We start from the raw sequence: 22,600 nt of genomic DNA on the forward strand, positions 1-22,600 counted from the left end.
GGGCCTCAGCACACCTCGGCATAGCGCAACGCCCGGCCACGCCCCTGATGCTTGGCCGCGTACAAGGCCCGGTCGCCCATCGACAGCAGCCGCGATAGCTCCCCTGGCGCGGCCGGCTGGCTGACTATGCCGATACTTACACCCAGCAGGCCCGGTTCCAGCAACGCCAGCCCGGAAAAACCGGCGCAAATCCGCTGCGCCACCTGTTCGGCCTCGGCCTCGCTGGCGCCGCGCAGCAGGCAGGCGAACTCCTCACCGCCGATGCGCGCAAACAGGTCGTCGCGGCGCAGGTGGCGAGCGGTTTCCCGGGCGAACGCCAACAGCACCTCATCCCCGGCGGGGTGGCCGAATCGGTCGTTTATCCGTTTGAAATGGTCCAGGTCGCACAGCAGTAACGCCACCGGCACCTGACTTGTTGCGCAGTCATGCAGCAACTGGTTGCCACGCTCCATAAACGCCCGGCGGTTGTCGATGCCGGTCAGCGGGTCGCTGTAGGCCGCGGCGCGGAGCAGGATCTCGGCGCGCTCGCGAACCATTGCCAGGGTCACATAGGAAATACCGATGGCGAACAGCATCGACTCGAACAGGATGAAGGCAAAGAAGCCCGGGCTGGCGCCGCCGTTGTTGATCGCCTGGTCGAGGGCGACACCGTCCTCGAGCAGCGTGCGCATCAGGTAGAGCGCTGCATGCAGGGTGGTCAGGATCAGCGCCGGGGTATAGGACACCTGCAGGCGCACCCGTGGCCGCAGCAACTCGCCGATGCTCAGGCCGGTATAGCCCAGGGTCAGCAGCGAATACACCTTCACCCGCAGGCCGAGATCGCCGTAAAAGCCCGGCCATAGGCTGAACAGCCCCCAGAACACGGCGCCGGCCAGCAGCAGCGGCCAGTGCGGTTTGCGCCCGCCGAGCACGCGCATGGCCGTCCAGCCCAGGCCGGTGCCGACCAGCAGGACGATATTACCCAGTACCAGGGCCAGGTAGTCCGCGCCAAACCCGCGCAGGGCGTTCAGGCAGACTCCCAGGCCCGAGATCAGCAGCATCGCGCCCAGGTAGCCCAGGCTCGGGTCGCTGGCGCAGCGCCGCCAGGCGTGCAGGGTCAGGATGCCCATCAGGGCCAGGATGAAAACGGCGACCAGGATCAGGGTCGGCAGGCTAAGCGGCACGATTGAAGGGCTCTAGAGGCAAACCGGCGATGCTAAGCCATGCGCATGGCCATTTGCTACCTCGCTCAGTGAATGCTCGACGCCAGTTCGAAGATCGGCATGTACATCAGGATCACGATCAGCCCGATCAGCAGGCCGATGAAGGTCATCAGCAAGGGTTCGAACAGTTTGACGAACCATTCGACCCAGCGGCCGATCTCCTGGTCGTGGAAATCCGCGCAGCGCTCGAGCATCTCGCCCAGGTTGCCCGATTGCTCGCCGGCGCGCAGCAGGCGCAGCGAAACCGGCGTGACCAGTTGCCCGGCCAACAGCGCGTCGGACAATGGCAGGCCTTCGGCGACCCGTCGGCTGGCCTGCTCAAGGCCTTCGGCCGCACTGCTGCCGAGCAGCCCCCGGGCCATGCCCAGGGCGGTGAGGATGGGAATGCCGCCTTGCAGGAGGATCCCCAGCGAGCGGTAGAAACGCGCCAGCTCGTACATCACCAGGCGTTGGTGCAGGGCCGGTAGCCGGCGCAGCAGGCGACCGGCACCACGGCGCAGTGCCGGATGGCGGCGCAGGGCGACCAGCGCGCCGAGGCCGGCGAGGGTGCCCAGCCCCAACGGCAGTTGTTGGGCATGCAGGAACAGGCCGATCTGCATCAGCACCCGTGACAACCAGGGCAGCTCGCTGCCCATGCCCTCGAACACCAGGCTGAAGCGCGGCACGACATAGCCCAGCAGGAACAGCACCACGCCGCCGCCCACCAACAACAGCAGCAGCGGGTAGACCGAGGCGCCGACCAGCTTCTGGCGCACCAGGTCCAGCCGCTGGCGATAGCCGATGTAGCGGTTCAGCGCATCGCCCAGGGCGCCGGTGCGCTCGCTCGACTGCACCAGGGCCACGTACAGGGCGGGAAACACCCGTGGCTGCTGGGCCAGGGCCTGGGACAGCGAACGCCCCTCGTACAGCTGGCCCACCAGTTGCGCCAGGGTCTTGCGCGTGGCGCCGCCGGGGGCTTTCTCGGCCAGGCTTTCGAGGGCGTCGATCAGCGGCAGGCCGGCGCCGAGGAGGGTGGCCAGTTCCTGGCTGAACAGCATCAGGTCGAACGCTGCCGGGCGTCGGCGCAGGGCCAGGCCCCGGCTACGCACACTGAGCACGCGCAGGCCCTGGTCCTCGGCCTGGCGCCGGGCCTGGTCGCTGTCCTCGGCCTCGACCTGCATTTGCACCACGCCCTGGCTGCCCAGGGCCTTGAGCTGGTAGCGCATGGTCGGGCTCCTCACTGCCAACTGGTGATCTCGGCATTTTCTCCGTCGCCGCCGGGCTGGCCGTCCTTGCCCATCGACAGCAGGTCGTACTCGCCGCCGTTCTCGCCGGGCTGCTTGTAGATGTAGGGGCGTCCCCAGGGGTCCTGGGGTACCGCTTTTTGCAGGTATGGCCCCGACCAGCGCGCCTCGCCGCTGGGGGCGGCCACCAGGGCCTGCAGGCCCTGTTCGCTGCTGGGGTAGTGGCCGACTTCCAGGCGATAGAGGTCCAGGGCCTTGCCCAGGCCTTCGATCTGCGCCCGCGCCACTTTGGCCTCAGAACGGCCCAGCTGGCTGAAGTACTTGGGCGCGACGATGCCGGCCAGCAGGCCCAGCACCACCAGCACCACCAACAGTTCGAGCAGGGTGAAGCCGCGTTGGCTGTGGATGTTGCGCTGCATGGTGAAATCCTCCAGTGCGTTTACCCCTGCCATGCAACAGCCGTGCACGTCTGCGCCGGGCCCTTGCGCCATGAGCGCTGGCGGGCGGCACGGCGCTTGCGTCATAGCCGAAAAGCCCGATTCGACGGGCCATTTTCCCCACATCGGGGGCCACTGTTGTTCTTGTGCGGCGGGAGGTGATCGACATGCGTGGACTGATCCTGGGATTGGCGGCGGGGCTGATGGCGCTCGGCGCCCAGGCCGACATCTACATCGCCAGTGATGGCAAGGGCGGCTTCGTGCTGTCCAACGTGCATCGGCCAGGACGGCACTATGAGCGGGTCATCAAGGAGAGCGGCTTGGCTGGCGGGCCGGTCAACGCCCAGCTGGTCACCGGGCGGCCCTATGCCGACCTGGTGGCGGCCGCGGCCCTGGCCAACGATGTGTCGCCTGCACTCTTGCATGCGCTGATCAAGGCCGAGTCCGGCTACAACCCCAAGGCCCGTTCGGCCAAGGGGGCGGCGGGGCTGATGCAACTGATGCCGGACACGGCGAAGGAGATGGGTGTCGCGGATGTGCTGGACCCGGCGTCCAACGTGCAGGGCGGGGCGCGCTATATCAAACGCATGCTCAAGCTGTTCGACAACGACATCACCCTGGCGGTGGCGGCCTACAATGCCGGGCCCGACGCGGTGCTCAGCCGGGGGCGGGTGGTGCCGCCGTTTGCCGAGACGCGGCGGTATGTGCCGGCGGTCTTGCGAGAGTATCGGTTGCTGCGCGGACTGGCTGAGGATGCGCCGCTTTGAGGGCGGCCGGCGCTCGATCTCAAAGGCGCTGCAAGGCTCGCGGCGAGCACCTGGCAGCCTTCATGCGACTATTAGCCCGACCGACACACCATGGTTTCCCCAACTCTGGGCTATAACCTCTAAAGGTGCCCAGCCGCGGAGCCCGCCATGGACCTCGCCCCCCGTCCCGACACACTGCTGCCCGCCGAGACCGCCCCGGCGCGCAAGCCGTTCAACCTGCTGCGCTGGTACGCCTGGGTGAGCCTGGCTGTCATCGTCTCGGTGGGTGTTGGCCTGGGCCTGATCTCCAGCCGCTTCATCATCAATGAGAGTGTCGAGCGCGACGCCTTGCTTACCGCGCAGTTCATCACCTCCATCGCCGATGCCGAAGTACGTCATGTGTCGATCCCCAACGTGCGGACCATGGGCGAACTGCTCGACCCGCGTACCGACAAGGCCCTGTCGGACGTCGACCCCGAGGCCCGGCGCCGTGCCCGGGGTGAGTTCCTCGACCATATCGCCCATCTGCCGGACATACTCCTGGCCAACATCTACGCCCCCGATCGCACGGTGATCTGGTCGAGCAACCCGGCGCTGATCGGCAAACTGATCGAGTCCGACGACGACCTCGACCGGGCCTTCGCGTACAAGATGCGGGTGTCGGCCAGCTACCACGACTTCGAGCGGGCGCGCAGCGAGCAGAAGTTCGTCACCCCGCCCGAGGAGCTGTTCATCGAGAACTACATTCCCCTGTTCGATGCCGACGACGAAAACGTCACGGCCATGGTCGAGATCTACAAGGAGCCCCACGACCTGATCGTGCGCATCGAGCACGGCCTGCTGCTGATCTGGCTGGCCATCGCCGTGGGCGCCGGGCTGGTCTACGTCGGCCTGTACGGCATCATGCGCCGCGCGGCGCGGCTGATGGCGGTGCAGCAGAAGCGGCTGATCGGCAATGAAACCTTCGTCGCCCTGGGCGAGGTGTCGTCGGCGGTGGCGCACAGCCTGCGCAACCCGCTGGCGAGCATCCGCTCCAGCGCCGAACTGGCCCAGGCGTTCGATGATGGCCCGGCGCAGAAGAACATCAGCGACATCATTAGCCAGGTCGACCGCATGTCGCAGTGGGTGCGTGAGCTGCTGCAGTCATTGCGCCCGCTCGGTGACGAGGCCGTGCCGGTGGATGTGGCCCAAGCCGTGCGCGACAGCTTCCTGGCCCATGACCAGGCGCTGCGGCAGAGGGGGGTGCGTCTGGTCATGGACGAGCTGCCGACGGCCCGGGTGCTGGGCCAACCGGCTTTGCTCGGGCAGATCTTCAACAGCCTGATTGCCAACGCCCTGGAGTCGATGGAGGCGGGTGGAGAGCTGCGCGTGGAGGTGGTGCGCCACGACCGCCGCACCCTCAGCCTGCGCCTCTCGGACACCGGCAAGGGCATGAATGAGCAGCAGCAGCGCATGGCCTTCCGGCCATTCTTCACCACCAAGCAGGGTGGCGTGGGCGTGGGGCTGATGCTGGTCAAACGGATCATGGAGTGCTTTGGTGGTTCGGTGCGGTTGAGCAGTCGCGAGGGGATGGGGACACGGGTGTTATTGAATTTTCGTGTCGCAGTTATGTGATTATCAACTGTAGGAATGCCTATTAACCTATTGTTTTATAAGTATTTATTTTTTCTGGGTGAAGGTTCCCCAGAAGTGGGGGATTCTTCTATATTTAACATTAATAAATCTATTCAAGTATATGATTTATAAGGTAAATTAAAATAATTTATAGGCTGGCCGAGTTTTTGCTTCACCTGATACAAGCCTGAGGCGGCACCGTCCGCCCGGCCTCAATGGAGTCACTTTGCTACCATCGGTAGCGATGGCATGCCGATAGCCTTCATCGGCCCCAGGCGGGAGCGACGCAATGCAGACGCTCGACAATGATGCCTCTGACAAGCCCGGCAGTATCGCTTCTGGGTTGGCCGCGCCGCTGAGCGAGTTCAACCTGCTGCGCTGGTTCTCGCTGGTCAGCCTGTTGATTATCGCCTCGGTCGCCGGCGGGTTGGGATATGTCTCGACGCGTTTCGTGGTGCGTGACAGCGTTGAACGCGACGCCATGCTCACTGCCCAGTTCATCCAGGCCATGGCCCAGGCGGAGGTGCGCCATTCGCAACTGCCGCCCGGCATCACCATGGGCGAGCTGCTTGACCCGCGTATGGACCAGCAACACCTGCAGTTCACCCCACAACTGGCCGAGTCGACCCGGGTCGAGTTCCTTGACCACATCGAACACCTGCCCGACACCCTGCTGGCCAATGTCTACGGTCGCGACCGCCTGGTGGTCTGGTCGACCAACTCCAACTTGATTGGCAAGCGCATCGACGAGGACGCGGACCTGGAGCGCGCCTTCCATTCGCGCAAGTCAGTATCGGCCAGCTACCACAAGGCCGATGAGGAGCGCGAGGAGCAGAAGTTTCAGCGCGAGCCCCGGCACCTGTTCATCGAGAACTACATACCGCTGTTTGACAGCCAGGGCGAGCAGGTGCTGGCCATGGTCGAGATCTACAAGGAACCCCAGGACCTGGTGCGGCGTATCCACCGCGGCTACGTGCTGATCTGGGCCTCGACCCTGGTCGGCGGGGCGCTGATCTACTTCGGCCTGTTCTGGATCGTGCGCCGCGCCGCCAGCCTGCTGCACCACCAGCAGGACCGCCTGGTGGCCAGCGAGACCTACGTGGCCCTGGGCGAGATGTCCTCGGCGGTGGCTCACAGCCTGCGCAACCCGTTGGCCAATATCCGCTCCAGCGCGGAGCTTGCGCAGGACATCGCCAGCCCGGCGGCGCAGAAGAATATCGGCGATATCATCACCCAGGTCGATCGCATGTCGCGCTGGGTCCGCGACCTGCTGGTATCGCTGCGCCCGGCCAGCGACGAGCCCGAGTCAGTGGACCTGGTGGCGGCCATCGAGGATACGCGACAGACCTTCGCCCCGCAGATCGAGCGCAACGGCGTGCGCTTCGCCTTCGAGGGGCCGTCAACACAATGGGTGGCCAGCCAGCCGCTGCAACTGACGCAGATTCTCAACAGCCTGTTCGCCAACGCCCTGGAGGCCATGCCCCAGGGCGGCGAGCTGCGCGCCGAGGTGCGCCAGCTGGAGGACCAGCAGGCCCTGTTGCAGCTCAGTGATACCGGCAGGGGCATGAACGAGCAGCAACGGCGCATGGTGTTCAAGCCGTTCTTCACCACCAAGCAGGGCGGCCTGGGTGTCGGCCTGGCCCTGGTCAAGCGGATCATGGAGCGCTTTGGCGGCGCGGTCGAGCTGACCAGCCGCGAAGAGGAAGGAACCCGCGTCAGCCTGACTTTCAAAATTGCAGCGGGAGGGGACCATGGAGCACAGCATCCTGGTGGTCGAGGATGATGAAATCCTCGCCGCCAACATTCGCACCTACCTGGGCCTGAAAGGCTTCGAGGTCACGGTGTGCCACAGTGCGGAACTGGCGCTGGAGCAGATCAAGCGCGCCCGGCCCGACGCCGTGCTGACCGACAACTCGCTGCCCGGCATGAGCGGACACGACCTGCTGCGCACGCTGGTGGCGCAGGCGCCGGAGCTCAAGGTGATCATGATGACCGGCTATGGCAACGTCGAGGACGCCGTGCTGGCCATGAAGGAGGGGGCGTTCCACTACCTGACCAAACCGGTGGTGCTGGCCGAGCTCAAGCTGATGCTGGACAAGGCCCTGGCGGCCGAGCGCATGGAACGCACGCTGTCGTTCTACCAGGAACGCGAAGCACAGAAGTCCGGGCTGCAGGCGCTGATCGGCGAGTCGCCGGCCATGCTCGAACTCAAGCACACCCTGCGCCAGCTGCTCGACGCCGAGCGGCGCATGGCCAGCGGCGACCTGCCGCCGGTGTTGGTCGAGGGCGAGACTGGCACCGGCAAGGAACTGGTGGCCCGCGCCCTGCATTTCGACGGCAGTCGGGCCAAGGGGCCATTTATCGAGTTCAACTGCGCCTCAATTCCTGCCAACTTGTTGGAGGCCGAGCTATTCGGTCATGAGAAGGGCGCCTTCACCGATGCCAAGGAGCGTCGTGTGGGCCTGGTCGAGGCGGCCGATGGCGGCACCTTGTTCCTCGACGAGATCGGCGAGATGGACCTGGTGCTGCAGGCCAAGCTGCTCAAGCTGCTGGAGGATCGGACCATCCGCCGGATCGGCGCGGTCAAGGAGCGCAAGGTCGACCTGCGGGTGATCAGTGCCACCAACTGCAACCTCGAGCAGATGGTCCAGCAGGGCAAGTTCCGCCGCGACCTGTTCTTCCGCCTGCGCATCATCGCGCTCAAGGTGCCGCGCCTGTATGCCCGCGGGCAGGATATCCTGCGCCTGGCGCGGCATTTCCTGGCCCACCACGGGCGGCGCTACGGCAAGCCCAACCTGCGCTTCTCGGCCGAGGCCGAGGCGCTGATGCTGGGCTACGGTTGGCCGGGCAATGTGCGGGAACTGCGCAACATGCTCGAGCAGACGGTGCTGCTGGCGCCCAGCGAGGTAATCGGCGCTCATCAGCTGAACCTGTGCCTGACCCTGGTCGACGAGCCCCAGGCGCAACCTGCGCAGGTGCTGGCGTTCGAAGCGCCGCGCCACGAGCCCCCGGGTACCGCCAGCCTGCCGGATATGGAGCGCGACATGGTCTGCCGCACGCTGGATCGCACTGACTGGAACGTCACCAAGTCGGCACGGCTGCTGGGACTGTCGCGGGACATGCTGCGCTACAAGATCGAAAAACTCGGCCTGACCCGACCGGACAAGCGGCAGTGGTGACCAGCCCCGCGCGATCGATGTGTGGCGGCCTTGTGCCGCGAAAGGGCCGCACAGCGGCCCCGGCAGGCCCAAGTCGGACGTCAATTATCAACACCTTGAAAGGGCTGATGTTAAAGACGAAAGTGGGGGTGCCCCAGTACCTATGAGGCGCTACGGACTTGAGCCATAGGATAAAACGTATGAAGCACTGCTGTTATCAGCTTGCCATCGATTTCAGGGTCATACTCACGCAGAGGCCTGGGCTTACCATTCTCTAACGGTTGATTGATTAGGTGGGCCTTGGGTGCTTTGAGCTTTCCCATGACTGCAATAACTGGTCTATTCAATGTATTGGCAACAATCTGCGCAGCGGCGGTCCCTGCATAGCATCCGAGCAACATGAAAGGCTTGTTTGGGTCTTTGCGGTAGGCTTTCAACCCCTTTAGTCTGGGACCGATTTCCTCCTTCGCCACTAATTTCGCATTGTTTAAGTTACCGAATTCATCTAATAATAGCGGGCGGTCTAGTTTGGAGTGTGTAACGAAACCTGCCATCCCACTAAGTAGTACCTCTTTATGGAACACGGTTGGCGCAATCTTGTCAGTGCCTTTGTATAGCACCTGGTATGGCCCTTCGAACTCGACCCTTCCGGTAATAGCATTACGGACTTTCTCCAAGATATGCCCGGATGGGTCAGTATTGTTGACCGGGTCACCCGCGCAGTAGGTATAGACGTTGATGCCTCCATCACCGAACGGGCTTTTACTATCGGCGGAGTGGAAGCGCATCAAGACGCTATTGAAGGCGCGATAGCCATTGCCCAGAAGGTAGAGGGGGATGGGTAGCTCCAGAGGCTGTCCGTTGAACCTCAACAACGTTGAGTCGTTACGTTCTGGCAGGTAGCCGTAAGGGCAATAGGTGAATATGGAGGGCTGTGATACATGGCTTCTCCTCAATACAGTGGCCTGCCGGTCGACAGCCAGTATTCCCGGTGCTGCTGAACGGCCCCGGTTTGATTTGTCCATGTGTCGCCCCCGACCAGTATTCCCTGGTAATACTGGTGCGCCACTGGGTGCTGTACAACTGGTAAAAATGTCAGGTGGCAGGGACTCAGGGCTTGCTGCTCCCTGAGCTTCCCCCGTCACGCCCCATCCCCTCCGACCCACTACTACCCATCCCCGGCAGATCACGATCATCGTTCTGCTCGGCTGGCGGACTTTCCGGGTCATTGCCCTTGATCCGGGGGTCGGTGTCCCGCGGCATGGGCTTCTCGATCGGGTTGAGGGTGCTGTCGACCCCCGGCTGTGGCGCCGGATTGTGCGGATCGTCAGGGTAGGTGGCGCCGGTACCGGCGGCCAAGGCCAGGGGCGAGGCGAGCAGGGCGGCGAGGAGGAAGGCGTGTTTCATGGGGCAGGCTCCTTTGCGACGGAGAAAGCGGCCCTGCCTGTGCAGGGCCTCTGTCTCACTTGGGCCTGTGGCCCGTCAGCAAGGTGCCATGACGGCGACCAACGGTCACACCACCATCGACAGCAACATGATGAAGATGATGCCGACCACCGAAAGGATGGTCTCCATCATGCTCCAGGTCTTGAAGGTCTCGGCCACGGTCATGTTGAAGTACTGCTTGACCAGCCAGAACCCGGCGTCGTTGACGTGGGACAGGATCAAGGAACCGGCGCCGGTGGCCAGCACCAGCAGTTCACGGTTCACCCCTGGCACCAGGTCGATCACCGGGGCGACGATGCCGGCGCCGGTGATGGTGGCCACGGTCGCGGAGCCGGTGGCAATGCGGATCACCGCCGCCACCAGCCAGGCCAGCAGGATCGGCGAGATCTCGGCCTGCACCGCCATCTGCCCGATCACGTTGCCGACGCCGGTGTCCACCAGCATCTGCTTGAAGCCGCCGCCGGCGCCGACGATCAGCACGATGGCGGCGGTGGGCGCCAGGCTTTGGTCGAGCATCTTCATGATCTGCTGGCGGTTGAAGCCGCGGGCCGAACCGAAGGTGTAGAAGGCCAGCAGCAGGGCGGCGAGAAGGGCGGTGATCGGGTGGCCGATCAGGTCCATCCACTGGCGCACGATGTGCTCGGCCGGCAGTACCACGTCGGCGAAGGTTTTCAGCAGCATCAGCACCACCGGCAGCAGCACGGTGATCAGGGTCACGCTGAAGCTCGGCAGGTTCTGCTGGTTCGAGTCGCGGGCGATCTGGTCCATCAGCTCCTGGGACGGGTTGCCCGGGATATAGCGCGAGATGAAGTTGCCGAACAGCGGGCCTGCGATCACTGCGGTCGGCAGGGCCACCAGCAGGCCGTAGAAGATGGTCTTGCCGATGTCGGCGTGGAAGATGCCGATCGCCAGCAGTGGCCCCGGGTGCGGCGGCACCAGGCCGTGCACCACCGACAGGCCGGCCAGCAGCGGGATGCCGATCTTCACCAGCGACACGCCGGAGCGGCGGGCGACGATGAACACCAGCGGGATCAGCAGCACGAAGCCAATCTCGAAGAACAGCGGGATGCCCACCAGGAAGGCGGCGAACATCATCGCCCAGTGCACCTTCTGCTTGCCGAAGGCGCGGATCAGCGTCTGGGCGATCTGGTCGGCGCCGCCAGAGTCGGCCATCAGCTTGCCGAGCATGGTGCCCAGCGCGAGGACGATGCCGACGAAGCCGAGTACGCCGCCGAAGCCGTCCTGGAACGACTTCATCACCTTGGCCACCGGCATGCCGGAGGTCAGGCCAAGAAAGCCCGCGGCCAGGGTGAGGGCGACGAAGGGGTGGACTTTGAAATGGGTGATCAGCAGGATGAGCCCGACGATGGTGACCAGTGCGTCGAGCAACAGGAAGGTATCGGTAGCCAGTCCGAACATGGTTCGTGAACCTCGGTCTTTTCGTTGTTGTTTTGGTGTCGCGTGTCTTGCGTCATTGCGTCTTGAGAAGCAGGGAGACAGCGCTGTCTTTGGTGAGCCGGAAAAACCGCCGGTTCAGGCAGTCCGCGCCAGCGCCTGCTCACCGCAAGGCTTTAGCCATTGGTGCACGTCCTCGGCCAGCGTGGTCAGCGGGCGGGTGGCATCCAGGGCCAGGGTCAGGGGTTCGGCGTGCGGCGGCTCCAGTGCGGCGAACTGGCTGTCGATCAGGCTGGCTGGCATGAAGTGGCCGGGGCGGGCCAGCACGCGCTTCTCGGCTTCTTGCGGGGTCAGTTCGAGGAACACGAAGCACAGCTCGGGCACGGCCTGGCGCAGGGTGTCGCGGTAACGGCGCTTGAGGGCCGAGCAGGTCAGGATCGGGCGCTCGCCGGCGGCCAGGGTGTCTTGCAGCGCCTGGCCCAGAAGCACCAGCCAGCCGGCGCGATCGTCGTCGTCCAGGGGAATGCCGGCACTCATCTTGGCGATGTTCGCGGCGGGGTGGAAGGCATCGCCTTCGATCAGGCGGCCGCCGCTGCGGGTGGCGATGGCGGCGCCGACGCTGCTTTTACCACAGCCGGCTACGCCCATGACCACGATCGCGGACAGGGAAGGGTTCATCTGTACCTCCTGCTGGGTGAGATAGCGCTGTCTCGGTCGGGACGGACCGAACGTCATGCGCCACCCTCCCGGGTGTTATTGATCTTGTCTTTGGCAGTATGGACGCTGAACGCATGCCTGCTACCAAGATTGCATTGCCTGCATTCAGAGACAGCGCTACCTTAGTGACCGTTCCCCATTCCTGCAAGCGGTAAAATTACAACACTCATGTCCCGCACTGGCTCGCGCACTACCGGTCGTCCCACCCTGGCGGAAGTCGCCAGGCTTTCCGGGGTTTCTCCCATCACCGCCTCCCGCGCGCTGCGCGGCGTCAGCACGGTCGCGCCGGAGCTGGCGCAGAAGGTCATGGCCGCAGCGGCCAGCCTGGGCTATGTCGCCAACCCGGCGGCACGCGCCCTGGCTTCGGCGCGCAGCCAGTCGGTGGTGGTGTTGATCCCATCGTTGTCCAACCAGTTGTTCATCGACACCCTTGAGGCCATCCACGAGGTGATGCGCCCCCGTGGCCTGGAGGTGCTGATCGGCAACTATCACTACGATATTGCCGAGGAAGAGAACCTCATCCGCAACTACCTGGCCTACCAGCCGTGCGGCATGCTGCTCACCGGCTTCGAGCGCAGCGACGCTTCGCGGCAGATGCTCGCCGCCAGTCGGGTGCCGTGCGTACATATGATGGAGCTGGGCGGCGAGGCCGATGCCCTGTCGGTGGGCTTCTCCCAGCACGAGGCAGGACGCGCCGCGGCGCGCCACCTGATCGAGCGCGGTCGGCGGCGCCTGGGCTTCATCGCCGCGCAGCTCGACCCGCGGGTGATGCAACGCGCCGAGGGCTTCCGCCAGGCCCTGGCCGAGGCCGGTCTGCAGGCGCCCGAGCTGGAAATGCTCGATCCGCAGCCGTCGTCCATCGGTCTGGGCGGCACGCTGTTCAGCCGCCTGCTGGCCAAGGCGCCGGATGTCGATGGCATCTTCTTCTGTAACGACGACCTGGCTCAGGGCGCGGTGCTGCAGGCGCTGCGCGAAGGCGTCGAGGTGCCGCGGCGAGTGGCGATGGTCGGCTTCAACGACCTGCCGGCCTCGGCGCACATGGTCCCGCGCCTGACCTCGATCCGCACCCCGCGCGCGGCGGTCGGGCGTGGCGCGGCGCAGGCGTTGCTGGCATTGCTCGATGGCAAGCGGGTGGCCACCGGGCAACAGGACCTGGGGTTCGAGCTGATGGTGAGGGAGAGTTCCTGAGCCGCTACAGGCACTGCACGATCCGGATATCCTTGTCTCAACCACAGCTCCAGGGCTGGCGCGTGCGATCAGCGGACACGCGTCACTGCACTGGCAGGAAGTTCATCAGCAGCAGGCTCTGCGCATAGTTCAGGCCGATTCGCCGGTAGCGTTCGTCGAGCATTTGCGCCACCAGGTCCAGGCGCGCGACGACCTTGCCGAACTCCACCGCGAAGCTCAGGTTGCTGCCCTGTTCGGAAATTTCGTTGGAAAACAGCAGGAGCACGCCATTGGCATCCTGGCGCTGGCTCAGCATCCAGGTGGCTTTCTCGATGTTGCGGGCAGCGTTGTTGATGAACAAGGGGTCCAGGGTGTCCGTCATGTAGAACGCGGTGCGTCCGCCATGGGCGGTGACCAGCATGCTGCCGATGGCGTAGATGAATGCGCCGACCCGGTCGCCGCGAAACTCCGGGCTCAGGGCGTAGCTCAAGGCTGCCAGGTCGCGGCGCTCGCCCAACTGCGGCAGTGGTTGGCGCTGTTCGATGGCGATGCGAATCTGCCGCGCCGCCGTGGTGGCGTCGAGGTAGCCCGACAGCCTCCACTGGCTGGGGTTGCGCAGGTACAGCTTGTCCATCAGCAGGTACAAGCTTTGCAGGTTGTCGCGCATGGCCAGGGTAGCCATGCGGTCGACACTGGTCTGGAACAACTCGTCTGGCTTGCCGTTGCCGATCTGGGTGAGCATGTCGCGCCCCTGCTGTTGGGTGCAGGCTGTCAGGCACACGAGGGCAGCGGCCAACATCAGGCGGTGGTGAAGCTCGGCGGGTTGTCGTACGGCCATCGGCACCGGTGGGAGTCGTCGGTTCTGCCGGGGATCGGCGGAGCCTGGCCATGGATAGAGCGCAGTAAGGCGAAAAAGTGCAATATCGCGACCCTTGACTCACGATAAGCCGTGGTCAAGGGGCGCGCGGGTCAGGCGACATCGACCAGCACGATCTCGCTGTCTTGCAGTGCCGTCACCTTCAGCACCGTCTCCTGCTCGATCGCGACGCCGTCGCGCGCCTTGGCCTGGAGCCCGTTGACCTCGATCAGCCCCTTCGCCGGTACCAGGTAGCCGCGTCGACCAGCATCGAGGCGGTACTCGGCGCTTTCGCCGGCGCGCAGAGTGGCAGCCACCAGGCGTGCGTCGGTGCGGATGCGCAGGCTGTCCTCATCGCCCTCGCGGCCACTGGCCAGGGTCACGAAGCCCTCGCCACGTTCACCCTTGGGGAACGGCCGGGTGCCCCAGGACGGCGCATCGCCGACCTTCTCGGGAATGATCCAGATCTGGAAGATCCGCGTGTCGACCTTCTCCAGGTTGTATTCGCTGTGGACGATGCCGCTGCCGGCACTCATCACCTGTACGTCCCCGGCCTCGGTACGGCCTTTGTTGCCCAGGCTGTCCTGGTGGGTGATAGCCCCTTCGCGGACGTAGGTGATGATTTCCATGTCACGGTGCGGATGGGGCGGGAAGCCTGCGCCGGCGGCGATCAGGTCGTCGTTCCAGACCCGCAGGTTGCCCCAGTGCACACGTGCCGGGTCATGGTACTCGGCGAAAGAGAAGTGATGATGAGCGTCCAGCCAGCCGTGGTTGGCGTGGCCAAGGCTTTCGAAGGGTCGCAGTTGCAGCATGATATTGCTCCTCTGATTCGGTGGAATGGTGCCATGATGCGGTTTTGAAAGATCGATAAAAAGCGTAAATATCGGCTTTATATGATCTATTAATTCGATTCGAATGGATGCGAATCAACATGCGCTTCATCGCCTAATTGACTGATACACAAGCATTCGCTGGCACTTTCTTGCGGATGAGGTGAACATGCCCGCTGTTCTGATTCTCAATGGAGTGACCGTGCCTCACGAGCATCCCCAGGCCCCGGCCGACCTGACCCCGCCCGCCCAGTTGCCGTGGCTGCGCCGCCTGGCGGCCCGCCTGTTGGGGCGCGGCTTGTCGCGCCTGAAGGCGCAGCACCGTGACTCCTGGTTCCTGGGCCACGCCACGGGCCAGCGCAACGGCCATGCCGATGGCCTGCGCGAAGGCTACGAGCGGGGCCGGGTGGACGGCTACGAGGCCGGGCGCCAAGTCCTGGTGATCCGTGATACCCGCCCCGAGCATGTCGCTGTGCCGGGCCAGGACGACAACCTGTTCGACGACTGGCGCCTGCCGCTGACCGCCGAGCTGAAGAAGCGCTTCAAGGCCGATGTCGCCCAGCGCCTGCCCGCCGAGATGCAACCGAGCGCGGCGCAGTGGAAGCTGATCTTCAGCGATACCCCGTCCACCTGTGTGGTGGCCGGCGCCGGGGCGGGCAAGTCGACCTCGCTGGTGCTGCGCATCCTGTTGCTGCGCCATTACCTGGGCTTCGAGCTTGATGCTCTCACCGTGGTGACCTTTACCCGCGAGTCGCGCAAGGACTTCATGCAGCGCCTGCTGCAAGTGTTCGCCCAGTGGCAGGTCGAACTGTCGCCGGCCCAGGGGCGTGAGCTGGTGCGCACCTTCCACTCGCGCATCCTGCCGCTGGTACGCAGCCTGCCGGGCTTTGCCCAGGTGCGGGCGTTCGAGACGCTGGGCAGCGAGATGCCTGTCGGGGGCGAAGCCAACGCCGACAGCAACCCTTTCGACCTGCGCCTGAACGACGCCCAGCGCCAGCAGCTCAACCTGTGTTACCGCGACCTGATGGGGCATAGCCCGCGTTTCGCCGAGTTGATCGCCGCGCTGCGCCAGGAAGCCCTGCTGCTCAAGCCGCTGGATCCGGATCACCCGGATGTGCAGAAACGCGCCCAGGTGACCCAGCTGGCGGCCCAGCGCGACGAAGAACTGTGCGATGTGATCGAGGACCTGTGGTTTGCCGCCGGGGCCTGGCCTATCAAGGGTATCGAACCTTGCCGGGACACGGTGCAGATCCGTGGTAGCCGCTTTCATGTGCACGGACGCCTGGAAGGGCTGGATGCCTGGGTGGTGTTGGGCTTCGACCCGGCCGAGAGCGGCCAGTACCAACGCCCGGGCGCCAAGCTGGCGGTGCGTGCGGAGTGGGCGGTCAAGCGAACCCTGTTTCAAGCCTTCTGCGACAAGCCATTGATATGGTTGGATAACTATTCTTCTGCAAAACGGCTGGCGGCGTCTCTGGCGGGTGATGCCGTGGCGGGGCCGGGCTTCGAGTACAAGGTCAAGGGCGAGCTGGCCCCGGCGCCGTTGCTCGACGCCTTCGTCACTGCGGCCAGTTTCATCGAGAACCTAGGCCTGGACGTGAATGCGGCGGTGGCGGCCATGAGCTTCCCGTCCGGCGACACCGACGCGACCTTCTTCGAAGCCCTGGCCCTGTACTGGAAGGCGCTGGAGGCGCACCTACTGGGCCAGTCGCCGCCGGTGATGACCTACAACCGCATGTTCGCCCTGTTCGGCGAGAACAACCCGGAGAACCTCGGGCTGTTGCCCGACCCGTTGCTGCGCCCCCTGGCGCACCTGATGATCGACGAGTTCCAGGACGTCTCGCCGCAGATCGTCAGCTGGCTGCGCGCGAGCCTGGCCGAGATCCGCCGCCGTGGGCCGGACCTGCATGTCGGGCGGGTGGCGCAGCATTCGTCGCTGATGTGTGTCGGCGATGACTGGCAGTCGATCTACGGCTGGCGCGGCAGTTCGCCGAAGTACTTCATGGAGTTCACCAAGGCGTTTCCGTCGCCCGCCAACACGCGTGTGATGCTGGTAGAGAACTACCGTAGCCAGCAGCACATCATCGATGCCGCCGAACACCTGGTCAAAGGCGCGCCGGCCATCACTGGCAAGAAGGCCAAGGCCGCAGGGCTGGCGGCTGAATTGCCGTTGGCACCGGTGAGGGTCTTCGACCGGGACGAGGCGGCACTGGCCGAGACCGTGATCGAGCACTATCAACGTGGCGAAACAGTCATGATACTGTTTCGAAAATCCAGCGATAAACTATTGATAGAGCAATATATATCATCGATTGTTAAAGTTGATTCTAGCTTGCCGATCGGCCAGCGCCGCCTGCGCCAACTGACCTATCACAGTGCCAAGGGCCTGCAGGCTGACACGGTGTTCATGCTGGGCGATTGCCAGTACCTGACCAGCTCGCCCTACAAGAACCAGGTCTACCGTCTGGCCGGCCTGGGTAAGCCGGGTGATGCCCAGGCGTTCGACACGGCGCAGAAGGAAGAGGTGCAAAGACTGGCCTATGTGGCTGTCACGCGAGCAGTCCGGCATTGCTACTGGCATGTGGAAAAGGCCAGTGGCGAGGTGGCCGGGCAGCCGCGCGCGTCGAGCCAGGTACACGGCCGGCAGGTCTTCTTCGAAGACCTGCGCGGCCAGTAGGCTCAGTTGTTGGGGTCGCGGCGTGCGGTCAGGCCAAGGTAGAGGGCGTCTTCGTCCGCTTCCAGGCCCAGGGCCATGCGGTTCATGCCCGCGACATACTGTTCACTGGTGAGGGTCTGGCGCAGGGGCTGGCCATCTTCGCCAAGGGGACTGCGCCCCAGCGCCTGGGTCAGCGCTTCGATCACCGGGGGTTCGAGCGTGCCGTCCAGGTCATTGCCCTCCAGGAAGTCCATGCCGACATCCCAGCGACGCCTGAGCACATTGAAGCGAGTAATGAATTCCCGGTGCAGCAAGCGGCGCCAGGTCGGGTGTCGAGAGATCCACTGGCGACGCCTGTCGGCGCTAGTGTCCCGTGTCTCGACCTCATTGCGTACCGCATCTTCGGTCTGCGCCGAGATTTCGGCGGTTTGCCGGTACAGCATGTCCTGTTGGAACTCGGGGAAGTCCAGTATCCTCGACAGGCGAGTGCGCAGGGCCAGGCGAATCTCGATCAGGTCCAGGCCTTCGCCAAGGCCATTGTGCAGCACGTCGTCCGACAGCGTATCGAAGCGATGCAGCTCGCTTACTGCGGGCCTGGCACCGCGCTCGTCCAATGGCTGGGCATGCCAGGCATCCATTGCACGTAGGGCATCGCGTCGCGCAAGCCTGGCGTTGAACAGGTCCTGGGCCAGGGCGTTCACCTGGTCTCGTCGGAACAGGCGCCTAAAGAACTGGAACAGTGGTGGCGTGGCAACCTCGTCACCGGCGATTCCATAGTCGGCCTTGATCTCTGCGGCCTCATCGTAGGCCATTACTTCGACCTGCAAGGTATCGAAACCATCGGCACCGGCATCGCCGCAGGTCACCGGGAACTCGCTGGCCACCTCGTTAAGGCGGGTGCGCAAGCGAGTGCTGGCGGCAGCCCGATCAAGCAGTCTCCAGACCTGACGGGCAAAGGCCCTGGGCTGACGCAGCGCGCTGGCTGACATGCCGACCTGTTCGATGACCTCGCGCAAGCTGGTGTTGCGGTCCTCGTCAAACAATGCGTTCCAGGTGGCTTGGCGGGCTTCGCTGGCACCGCTCAGCCAGTCGATTCGCTGCGCAGGTGCAGGCAAAGGCGCCTCGATCGTTTCTTCCTCGGCGGAGGCGCCGATGACCCTCAGGCTTGTGCGGGTGCGTTCATCCAAAGGGTTGTAGTTGAAGCGCCAGCGATAGCCAGGACGTCTGGCCAGCAGTGCGTCTGAATAGGCTGAGTAGATCAGCGAGTCGAAATCGGGAATCTGCGTGATGCGATTCATGCTCAGGTCCACTTCGCGCAGCATGCATGGGGTGCGCTGCATCAAGGTGCCGAGCCCGGATGGCCAGTGCTGCAACTGGGTGCTGTCCAGACGCAGGGTGGCCAGGTTCTCCAGGTTGCCCACGTCAGGGCCGAGGCCCAGCGGATTCAGGCTCAGGTGCAAGTGCCGCAACGCACGCATCGAGCCAAAGGCCCCCGCCATTTGCGCATCCAGCGCAATGCGGTTGACCCGCAGATCCAGGGTCTCCAGGCGCAGGCCCGCAATCATCTGCAGGTCCGGCAGGGTCAGGGTGAGGCGGTTGCGGGGCAGTTCCAGGCTGCGCAGATTGTCCAGTGTCGGCAATACCTCGTGGGCGACAGCTGGCAGCTCCCCCAGGCGTGCCCCGCTCAGACGCAGTTCACGCAATTGCGGAGCATTGCGCAGTGCCCGCAGGACCGAAGCGGCGCTCAACTGCGGGCTGCTGCGCACATCGATTCGCCGTAATGACACAAAGGCCTGCAGGAAGTCGGCGGGCATTTCGATCACGTTGAGGTTCTCCAGCGTCAACGTGGCGATGTGATCGAAACGCGCCGCTAGCGGCGGCAACGCATCGAGGGTGATATTGGACAGGCTGAGTACTTCGCCGTCCAGGCGCTGCCAGGCCCGGACCAGTTGGTCGGCGGTCCTGGTGAAGTAGGCGCCGACTTCTTCGCCCCAGTCGTCGGCGCCTTTGCTGGCCCAGGCGCCGAGCTGTTCACGCAGTGTTGCCAATTGAGCACGCAATGCCTGAATCTGTTCAGTAGCGCTGCCCCTGACGCGCAGGGTAACCAACAATTGCCTGACCTCGCGATCACCGAGCCCGGGGTACAAGGCATGCAGCTCGCGTTCGGCCCGGGAGGCGAATACGCCTGGGCTCAGCGGGTAGCCATACCTGCCATCGCTCAGGCGCAGGGGCGAGCGAAAGCCGGGGCTCACCGGTTGCTGGCCGATCAGCCTGGCGGCTGCGGGACGGTCGGCAAGCGCCGCGTGATAGCGCTGTTGCGCGGACCTTTGTGGGTAGCGGGCCAGCAGGTTGTCGCTGATCAGCTGGCTATCGGCGTTGGCCAGGCTGTTGCGGTACAGGCCCAGGATTGCCCGGTCCAGTCGCACGCGGGCTTGCAGCAGCCGTGCTTCCTCGGCAATACGCAGGGGAACCCGGCCTGCAAGCAGGCTGTTGCGTTCGGCGCTGCTGGCCTGGCTGGCCAGTTCGTCGAGTGCCTGCCGGGGCAGGCCGGGAAACTGTCGACCGATGGCCAAGATCGTGGGCGTGGCTGCGCTGGTATGAGCGTTGTAGAGGCTGTCGAACAGCGCCGACCGACTTGCGCTCAACCGGTCGGCCATCAGCGTCTGCAAGGCCTGTTGGCGTTGCCCGGCTGAGGCACCCTCGGGCAGCAGGGCGTTTACCGTTTCTTCGTCCAGGTTTTCCAGGACGATCCTGGCCAGGTCGCCGTTGTCCAGGTCGCTGCGGGTCAACTGGATTACCTGGTCACCGAGCCGATCGCGCCCATAGCGGGTGGCGCTGCCCATCGGCTCGACCCCCTCGAAAACCTCCAGCACCACATCCTCGGGCCAACCGGGCAGTTCGCCGAGCACACTGATGGCGAATTGTTTGTAGGCTGCCAACGGGCGGCCCTGGCGGGTTCTGGCGATGATCTCGTCGGCGGTGCTGTCGGCCTTGAGCCGGCGCAGGGCGTCCTCGAGCAGCGCCGGAGGGCGCCTGCCGTCGGCGTGGACCTGCTCCAGCACGCCACGGTCCAGGCCGCTGCTGTCGAGCGCTGCCAGCAGTTCTTCATCGTTCAAGCCCTTGCAGAGCGGACCGAGGCGGCGCATCAGCTTGACCCGGCTCCAGTCCTGCGGCCGCTCGTGCGACAAGCGCCAAGCCCCTTCGCCATTGCCACGCAGTCGTGGCTGATAGGCCTGTGGATCTTCCGGATGGACAATGCGCCAGTCTTCATCGCTGTGCTTTCGCACCTCGTGGAGCGAATCGTCCAGTTCGATGAAATGCCGATTGTCATACTGCAGGATGCCTTGGTTGTCCGGTTGCAGGTCCGCCGGCAGTTCGACCGGGCTGCGGTAGGGCTGCAACTGCGGGTGCCACAGTCGCTGCTCGCCATTGATCCAGAGGCTTTCCATCCCGTCGACAAAGCCGCTGGCCCTGGCCAGCTTGGCGACGCCAGCGATGGCGATCACGCTGCCGAGGTTGATGAGCAGCGACTCGACCTGCCCTGCGGCCTGGGCGTTGTCACCTTCGGACCAGGCTTCGAAACCGTGGAAGATACTGCTCATGACCTGGCCTGCGCCCACTGCCAGCATGGCGACGTCCAGGCCGGGGACGAACATGGCCGCCACCCCCAGCAGGTTGAAGCCGCGCTCGCCCCACAGCATCAGGCGCTCACGCCGTGCCTTGGCGTCGACATCGGCCGTCGGTACCGCCACCCCGCGCGCGTCGTCCTGCAGGCGTTGTACATGGTCGTTGAACAGCTTGGGCCACACCGGGAAGGCGATGGGGGTTTCATGGATCGCCAGCACCGGGAAGCGGACGGGTCGCGGTGTTGGTGGCTCATCTGCTTCGCTGGCCGTTTCCTGTCCTTGCCAGGGATGCGTGCCAGGTTCGGTCTCGGCAAACGCGGAGGAAGGCGTCTCGAGGGGGATCACCTGCGCCCGGGGGCCTTCGAACAGCCTGGCCTTGAGTTTTCTTGCCATCTCGGGGCGATCCTTCAGGGCGACATGTTCCAGAAAACGTTCGCGATAGCCGGGCTCCAGCAGCCGGCGCCGTAGGTACCTGCCGAAGGCGAGCAGGTTGATGAACTCCTGTACAGGTTGATCGTCGTCGAAGGGCAGGTAGGCGATACAGGCGGGGGCGGGCTGGCTGTTTGCTTTCAACAGCCACAGGTCGTGCAATTGAGTGCCCAGCATGCTCAAGGTCAGCACCGAGGCCGTTGCCGTCCCGTAACTTGGCGCTTGGTCGGTGGTACAGAGCTGGAGCAATGCCTGGAGGCCTTCATCCGTCAGGTGTCTGCGCATATGGGCGATCAGCGCCTGCACGGCAAGCTCATCGCGCCGCGCTTGGCTCCATAGCGGTTGCAGCACGGCATTTCGCGTGCCGCCGTAGATGCTTTGCAGGTGCTGCTGATAGCGCTTGCCCAGGTCGAGTGCACGGCAGTGGCTGACAAAAGCGTTTGTACTCAAGCCAGGGATTGGTGTGGTGTCTTCGACACTGAGCTGCAAGGTGCTGAAGGGGCCAACCTCAGCCATGCCTTCGAAATTGTGCAGAGCGGCTTCCAGCAGGCTGGTGAGCGTGGCGGCGCCGGTCGGTTGCTCGGTCAGGATCACCGGGCGGGGCATGACATGGGATGCGTCCGGATCGGGAAACCCACCCATCTGGCCCTGCGTAAATGGCTGACGGTTGAACTGCGCTTGTGTAAGGGAGACCTGCACGCCCAGTCGCGCCTTCAGCAAAGGTTCGCAGAACTCGGTGATGCCCCGCAGAGCCTGTAAGGCCTTGGCCAGTGCCTTGCTACTGGTCGTTCGCTGCTTGATGGCCTCGCGCAGTTCTGCCTGGCGGACCGGCGAGGCCTGGACGAACCAGTCCGCGAACTGTCCGTCCGGGTTGATGTGTTCCCGGTGTGCCCGACGCAACAGCCTTTGAGTGTGGGTTGGATGCAGATGCCTGGTCCAGCCCGGCAGGCTGCGCAAGATCTGTTGCTGGTGGTAGGGAGGATCGAGGCTGTGCATGGTCGCATTCCAATAAGGGGGAGCGACCATTCAAGGACAGTGGGAAGGGCTTGAGGCGGTACATAGTTGAGCCGCTTCCAGGGCGATGGCTGACATGTCAGGAGC

The 22,600-nt window shown here is 64.5% G+C and carries 16 protein-coding genes; 6 read left to right on the forward strand and 10 right to left on the reverse strand.

Annotation, left to right across the window (positions count from 1 at the left end):
* Positions 1-5 precede the first annotated feature (5 nt).
* From AC25MA_RS20375 to gspG, 3 genes are all read right to left on the reverse strand, one after another.
* Positions 6-1,163 (reverse strand): GGDEF domain-containing protein, encoded by a 1,158-nt coding sequence (locus tag AC25MA_RS20375; RefSeq protein ID WP_028691858.1) that lies wholly within the window; start codon positions 1,161-1,163, stop codon positions 6-8.
* Positions 1,164-1,228: 65 nt separating this feature from the next.
* Positions 1,229-2,407, reverse strand: a complete 1,179-nt coding sequence (locus AC25MA_RS20380; protein WP_028691859.1) for a type II secretion system F family protein — start codon at positions 2,405-2,407, stop codon at positions 1,229-1,231.
* 11 nt (positions 2,408-2,418) lie between these two features.
* The gene (gene gspG, locus AC25MA_RS20385; RefSeq protein ID WP_028691860.1) at positions 2,419-2,844 is read right to left on the reverse strand and encodes a type II secretion system major pseudopilin GspG; all 426 of its coding nucleotides are present in this window, start codon (positions 2,842-2,844) and stop codon (positions 2,419-2,421) included.
* A 221-nt stretch (positions 2,845-3,065) separates the two neighbouring features.
* Between gspG and AC25MA_RS20390 the strand changes: the two genes are divergently transcribed.
* The 4 genes from AC25MA_RS20390 (at position 3,066) to AC25MA_RS20405 (ending at position 8,401) form a co-directional block, all read left to right on the forward strand.
* On the forward strand, positions 3,066-3,629 hold the full coding sequence (locus tag AC25MA_RS20390; protein ID WP_371877799.1) for a lytic transglycosylase domain-containing protein: 564 nt from the start codon (positions 3,066-3,068) through the stop codon (positions 3,627-3,629).
* Positions 3,630-3,776: 147 nt separating this feature from the next.
* On the forward strand, positions 3,777-5,222 hold the full coding sequence (locus tag AC25MA_RS20395) for a sensor histidine kinase (RefSeq protein ID WP_028691862.1): 1,446 nt from the start codon (positions 3,777-3,779) through the stop codon (positions 5,220-5,222).
* A gap of 289 nt (positions 5,223-5,511) precedes the next feature.
* On the forward strand, positions 5,512-7,005 hold the full coding sequence (locus tag AC25MA_RS20400) for a sensor histidine kinase (protein ID WP_028691863.1): 1,494 nt from the start codon (positions 5,512-5,514) through the stop codon (positions 7,003-7,005).
* On the forward strand, positions 6,974-8,401 hold the full coding sequence (locus tag AC25MA_RS20405; protein WP_486972342.1) for a sigma-54-dependent transcriptional regulator: 1,428 nt from the start codon (positions 6,974-6,976) through the stop codon (positions 8,399-8,401). Before AC25MA_RS20400 ends, AC25MA_RS20405 begins: the two co-directional genes overlap by 32 nt.
* Positions 8,402-8,541: 140 nt before the next feature.
* Here the strand turns inward: AC25MA_RS20405 and AC25MA_RS20410 are convergent, their stop codons facing one another.
* The 4 genes from AC25MA_RS20410 to AC25MA_RS20425 form a co-directional block, all read right to left on the reverse strand.
* The gene (locus tag AC25MA_RS20410) at positions 8,542-9,405 is read right to left on the reverse strand and encodes an RHS repeat-associated core domain-containing protein (protein ID WP_088853017.1); all 864 of its coding nucleotides are present in this window, start codon (positions 9,403-9,405) and stop codon (positions 8,542-8,544) included.
* Positions 9,406-9,490: 85 nt separating this feature from the next.
* Positions 9,491-9,787: a hypothetical protein gene (locus AC25MA_RS20415; protein WP_028691865.1), complete on the reverse strand. Its 297-nt coding sequence runs from the start codon at positions 9,785-9,787 to the stop codon at positions 9,491-9,493.
* Positions 9,788-9,892: 105 nt separating this feature from the next.
* The gene (locus tag AC25MA_RS20420; RefSeq protein ID WP_028691866.1) at positions 9,893-11,245 is read right to left on the reverse strand and encodes a GntP family permease; all 1,353 of its coding nucleotides are present in this window, start codon (positions 11,243-11,245) and stop codon (positions 9,893-9,895) included.
* A 114-nt stretch (positions 11,246-11,359) separates the two neighbouring features.
* Entirely contained in the window at positions 11,360-11,899 is a 540-nt protein-coding gene (locus tag AC25MA_RS20425) for a gluconokinase (protein WP_028691867.1), read from the reverse strand.
* 207 nt (positions 11,900-12,106) lie between these two features.
* Between AC25MA_RS20425 and gntR the strand changes: the two genes are divergently transcribed.
* Entirely contained in the window at positions 12,107-13,126 is a 1,020-nt protein-coding gene (gene gntR / locus AC25MA_RS20430; protein ID WP_062363105.1) for an HTH-type transcriptional regulator GntR, read from the forward strand.
* Between the two features lie 82 nt (positions 13,127-13,208).
* Here gntR and AC25MA_RS20435 read toward each other — a convergent pair whose 3' ends face one another.
* Together AC25MA_RS20435 and AC25MA_RS20440 are read right to left on the reverse strand one after the other, a co-directional pair.
* The gene (locus tag AC25MA_RS20435; protein ID WP_062363108.1) at positions 13,209-13,943 is read right to left on the reverse strand and encodes a hypothetical protein; all 735 of its coding nucleotides are present in this window, start codon (positions 13,941-13,943) and stop codon (positions 13,209-13,211) included.
* 131 nt (positions 13,944-14,074) lie between these two features.
* Positions 14,075-14,773, reverse strand: a complete 699-nt coding sequence (locus tag AC25MA_RS20440) for a pirin family protein (RefSeq protein WP_280060588.1) — start codon at positions 14,771-14,773, stop codon at positions 14,075-14,077.
* Positions 14,774-14,960: 187 nt separating this feature from the next.
* On the opposite strand from AC25MA_RS20440, the gene AC25MA_RS20445 reads away from it, so the two are divergent.
* Positions 14,961-17,465, forward strand: coding sequence for a UvrD-helicase domain-containing protein (locus AC25MA_RS20445; RefSeq protein ID WP_486972343.1), 2,505 nt, complete (start codon positions 14,961-14,963; stop codon positions 17,463-17,465).
* Positions 17,466-17,467: 2 nt separating this feature from the next.
* On the opposite strand, the gene AC25MA_RS20450 is transcribed toward AC25MA_RS20445, so the two are convergent.
* Positions 17,468-22,495 carry an NEL-type E3 ubiquitin ligase domain-containing protein gene (locus AC25MA_RS20450; protein WP_486972344.1) on the reverse strand — a complete coding sequence of 1,676 codons (5,028 nt, stop codon included), beginning with the start codon at positions 22,493-22,495 and terminating at the stop codon, positions 17,468-17,470.
* Positions 22,496-22,600: the final 105 nt, after the last annotated feature.

The organism is Pseudomonas sp. P65(2024) (assembly GCF_057480955.1).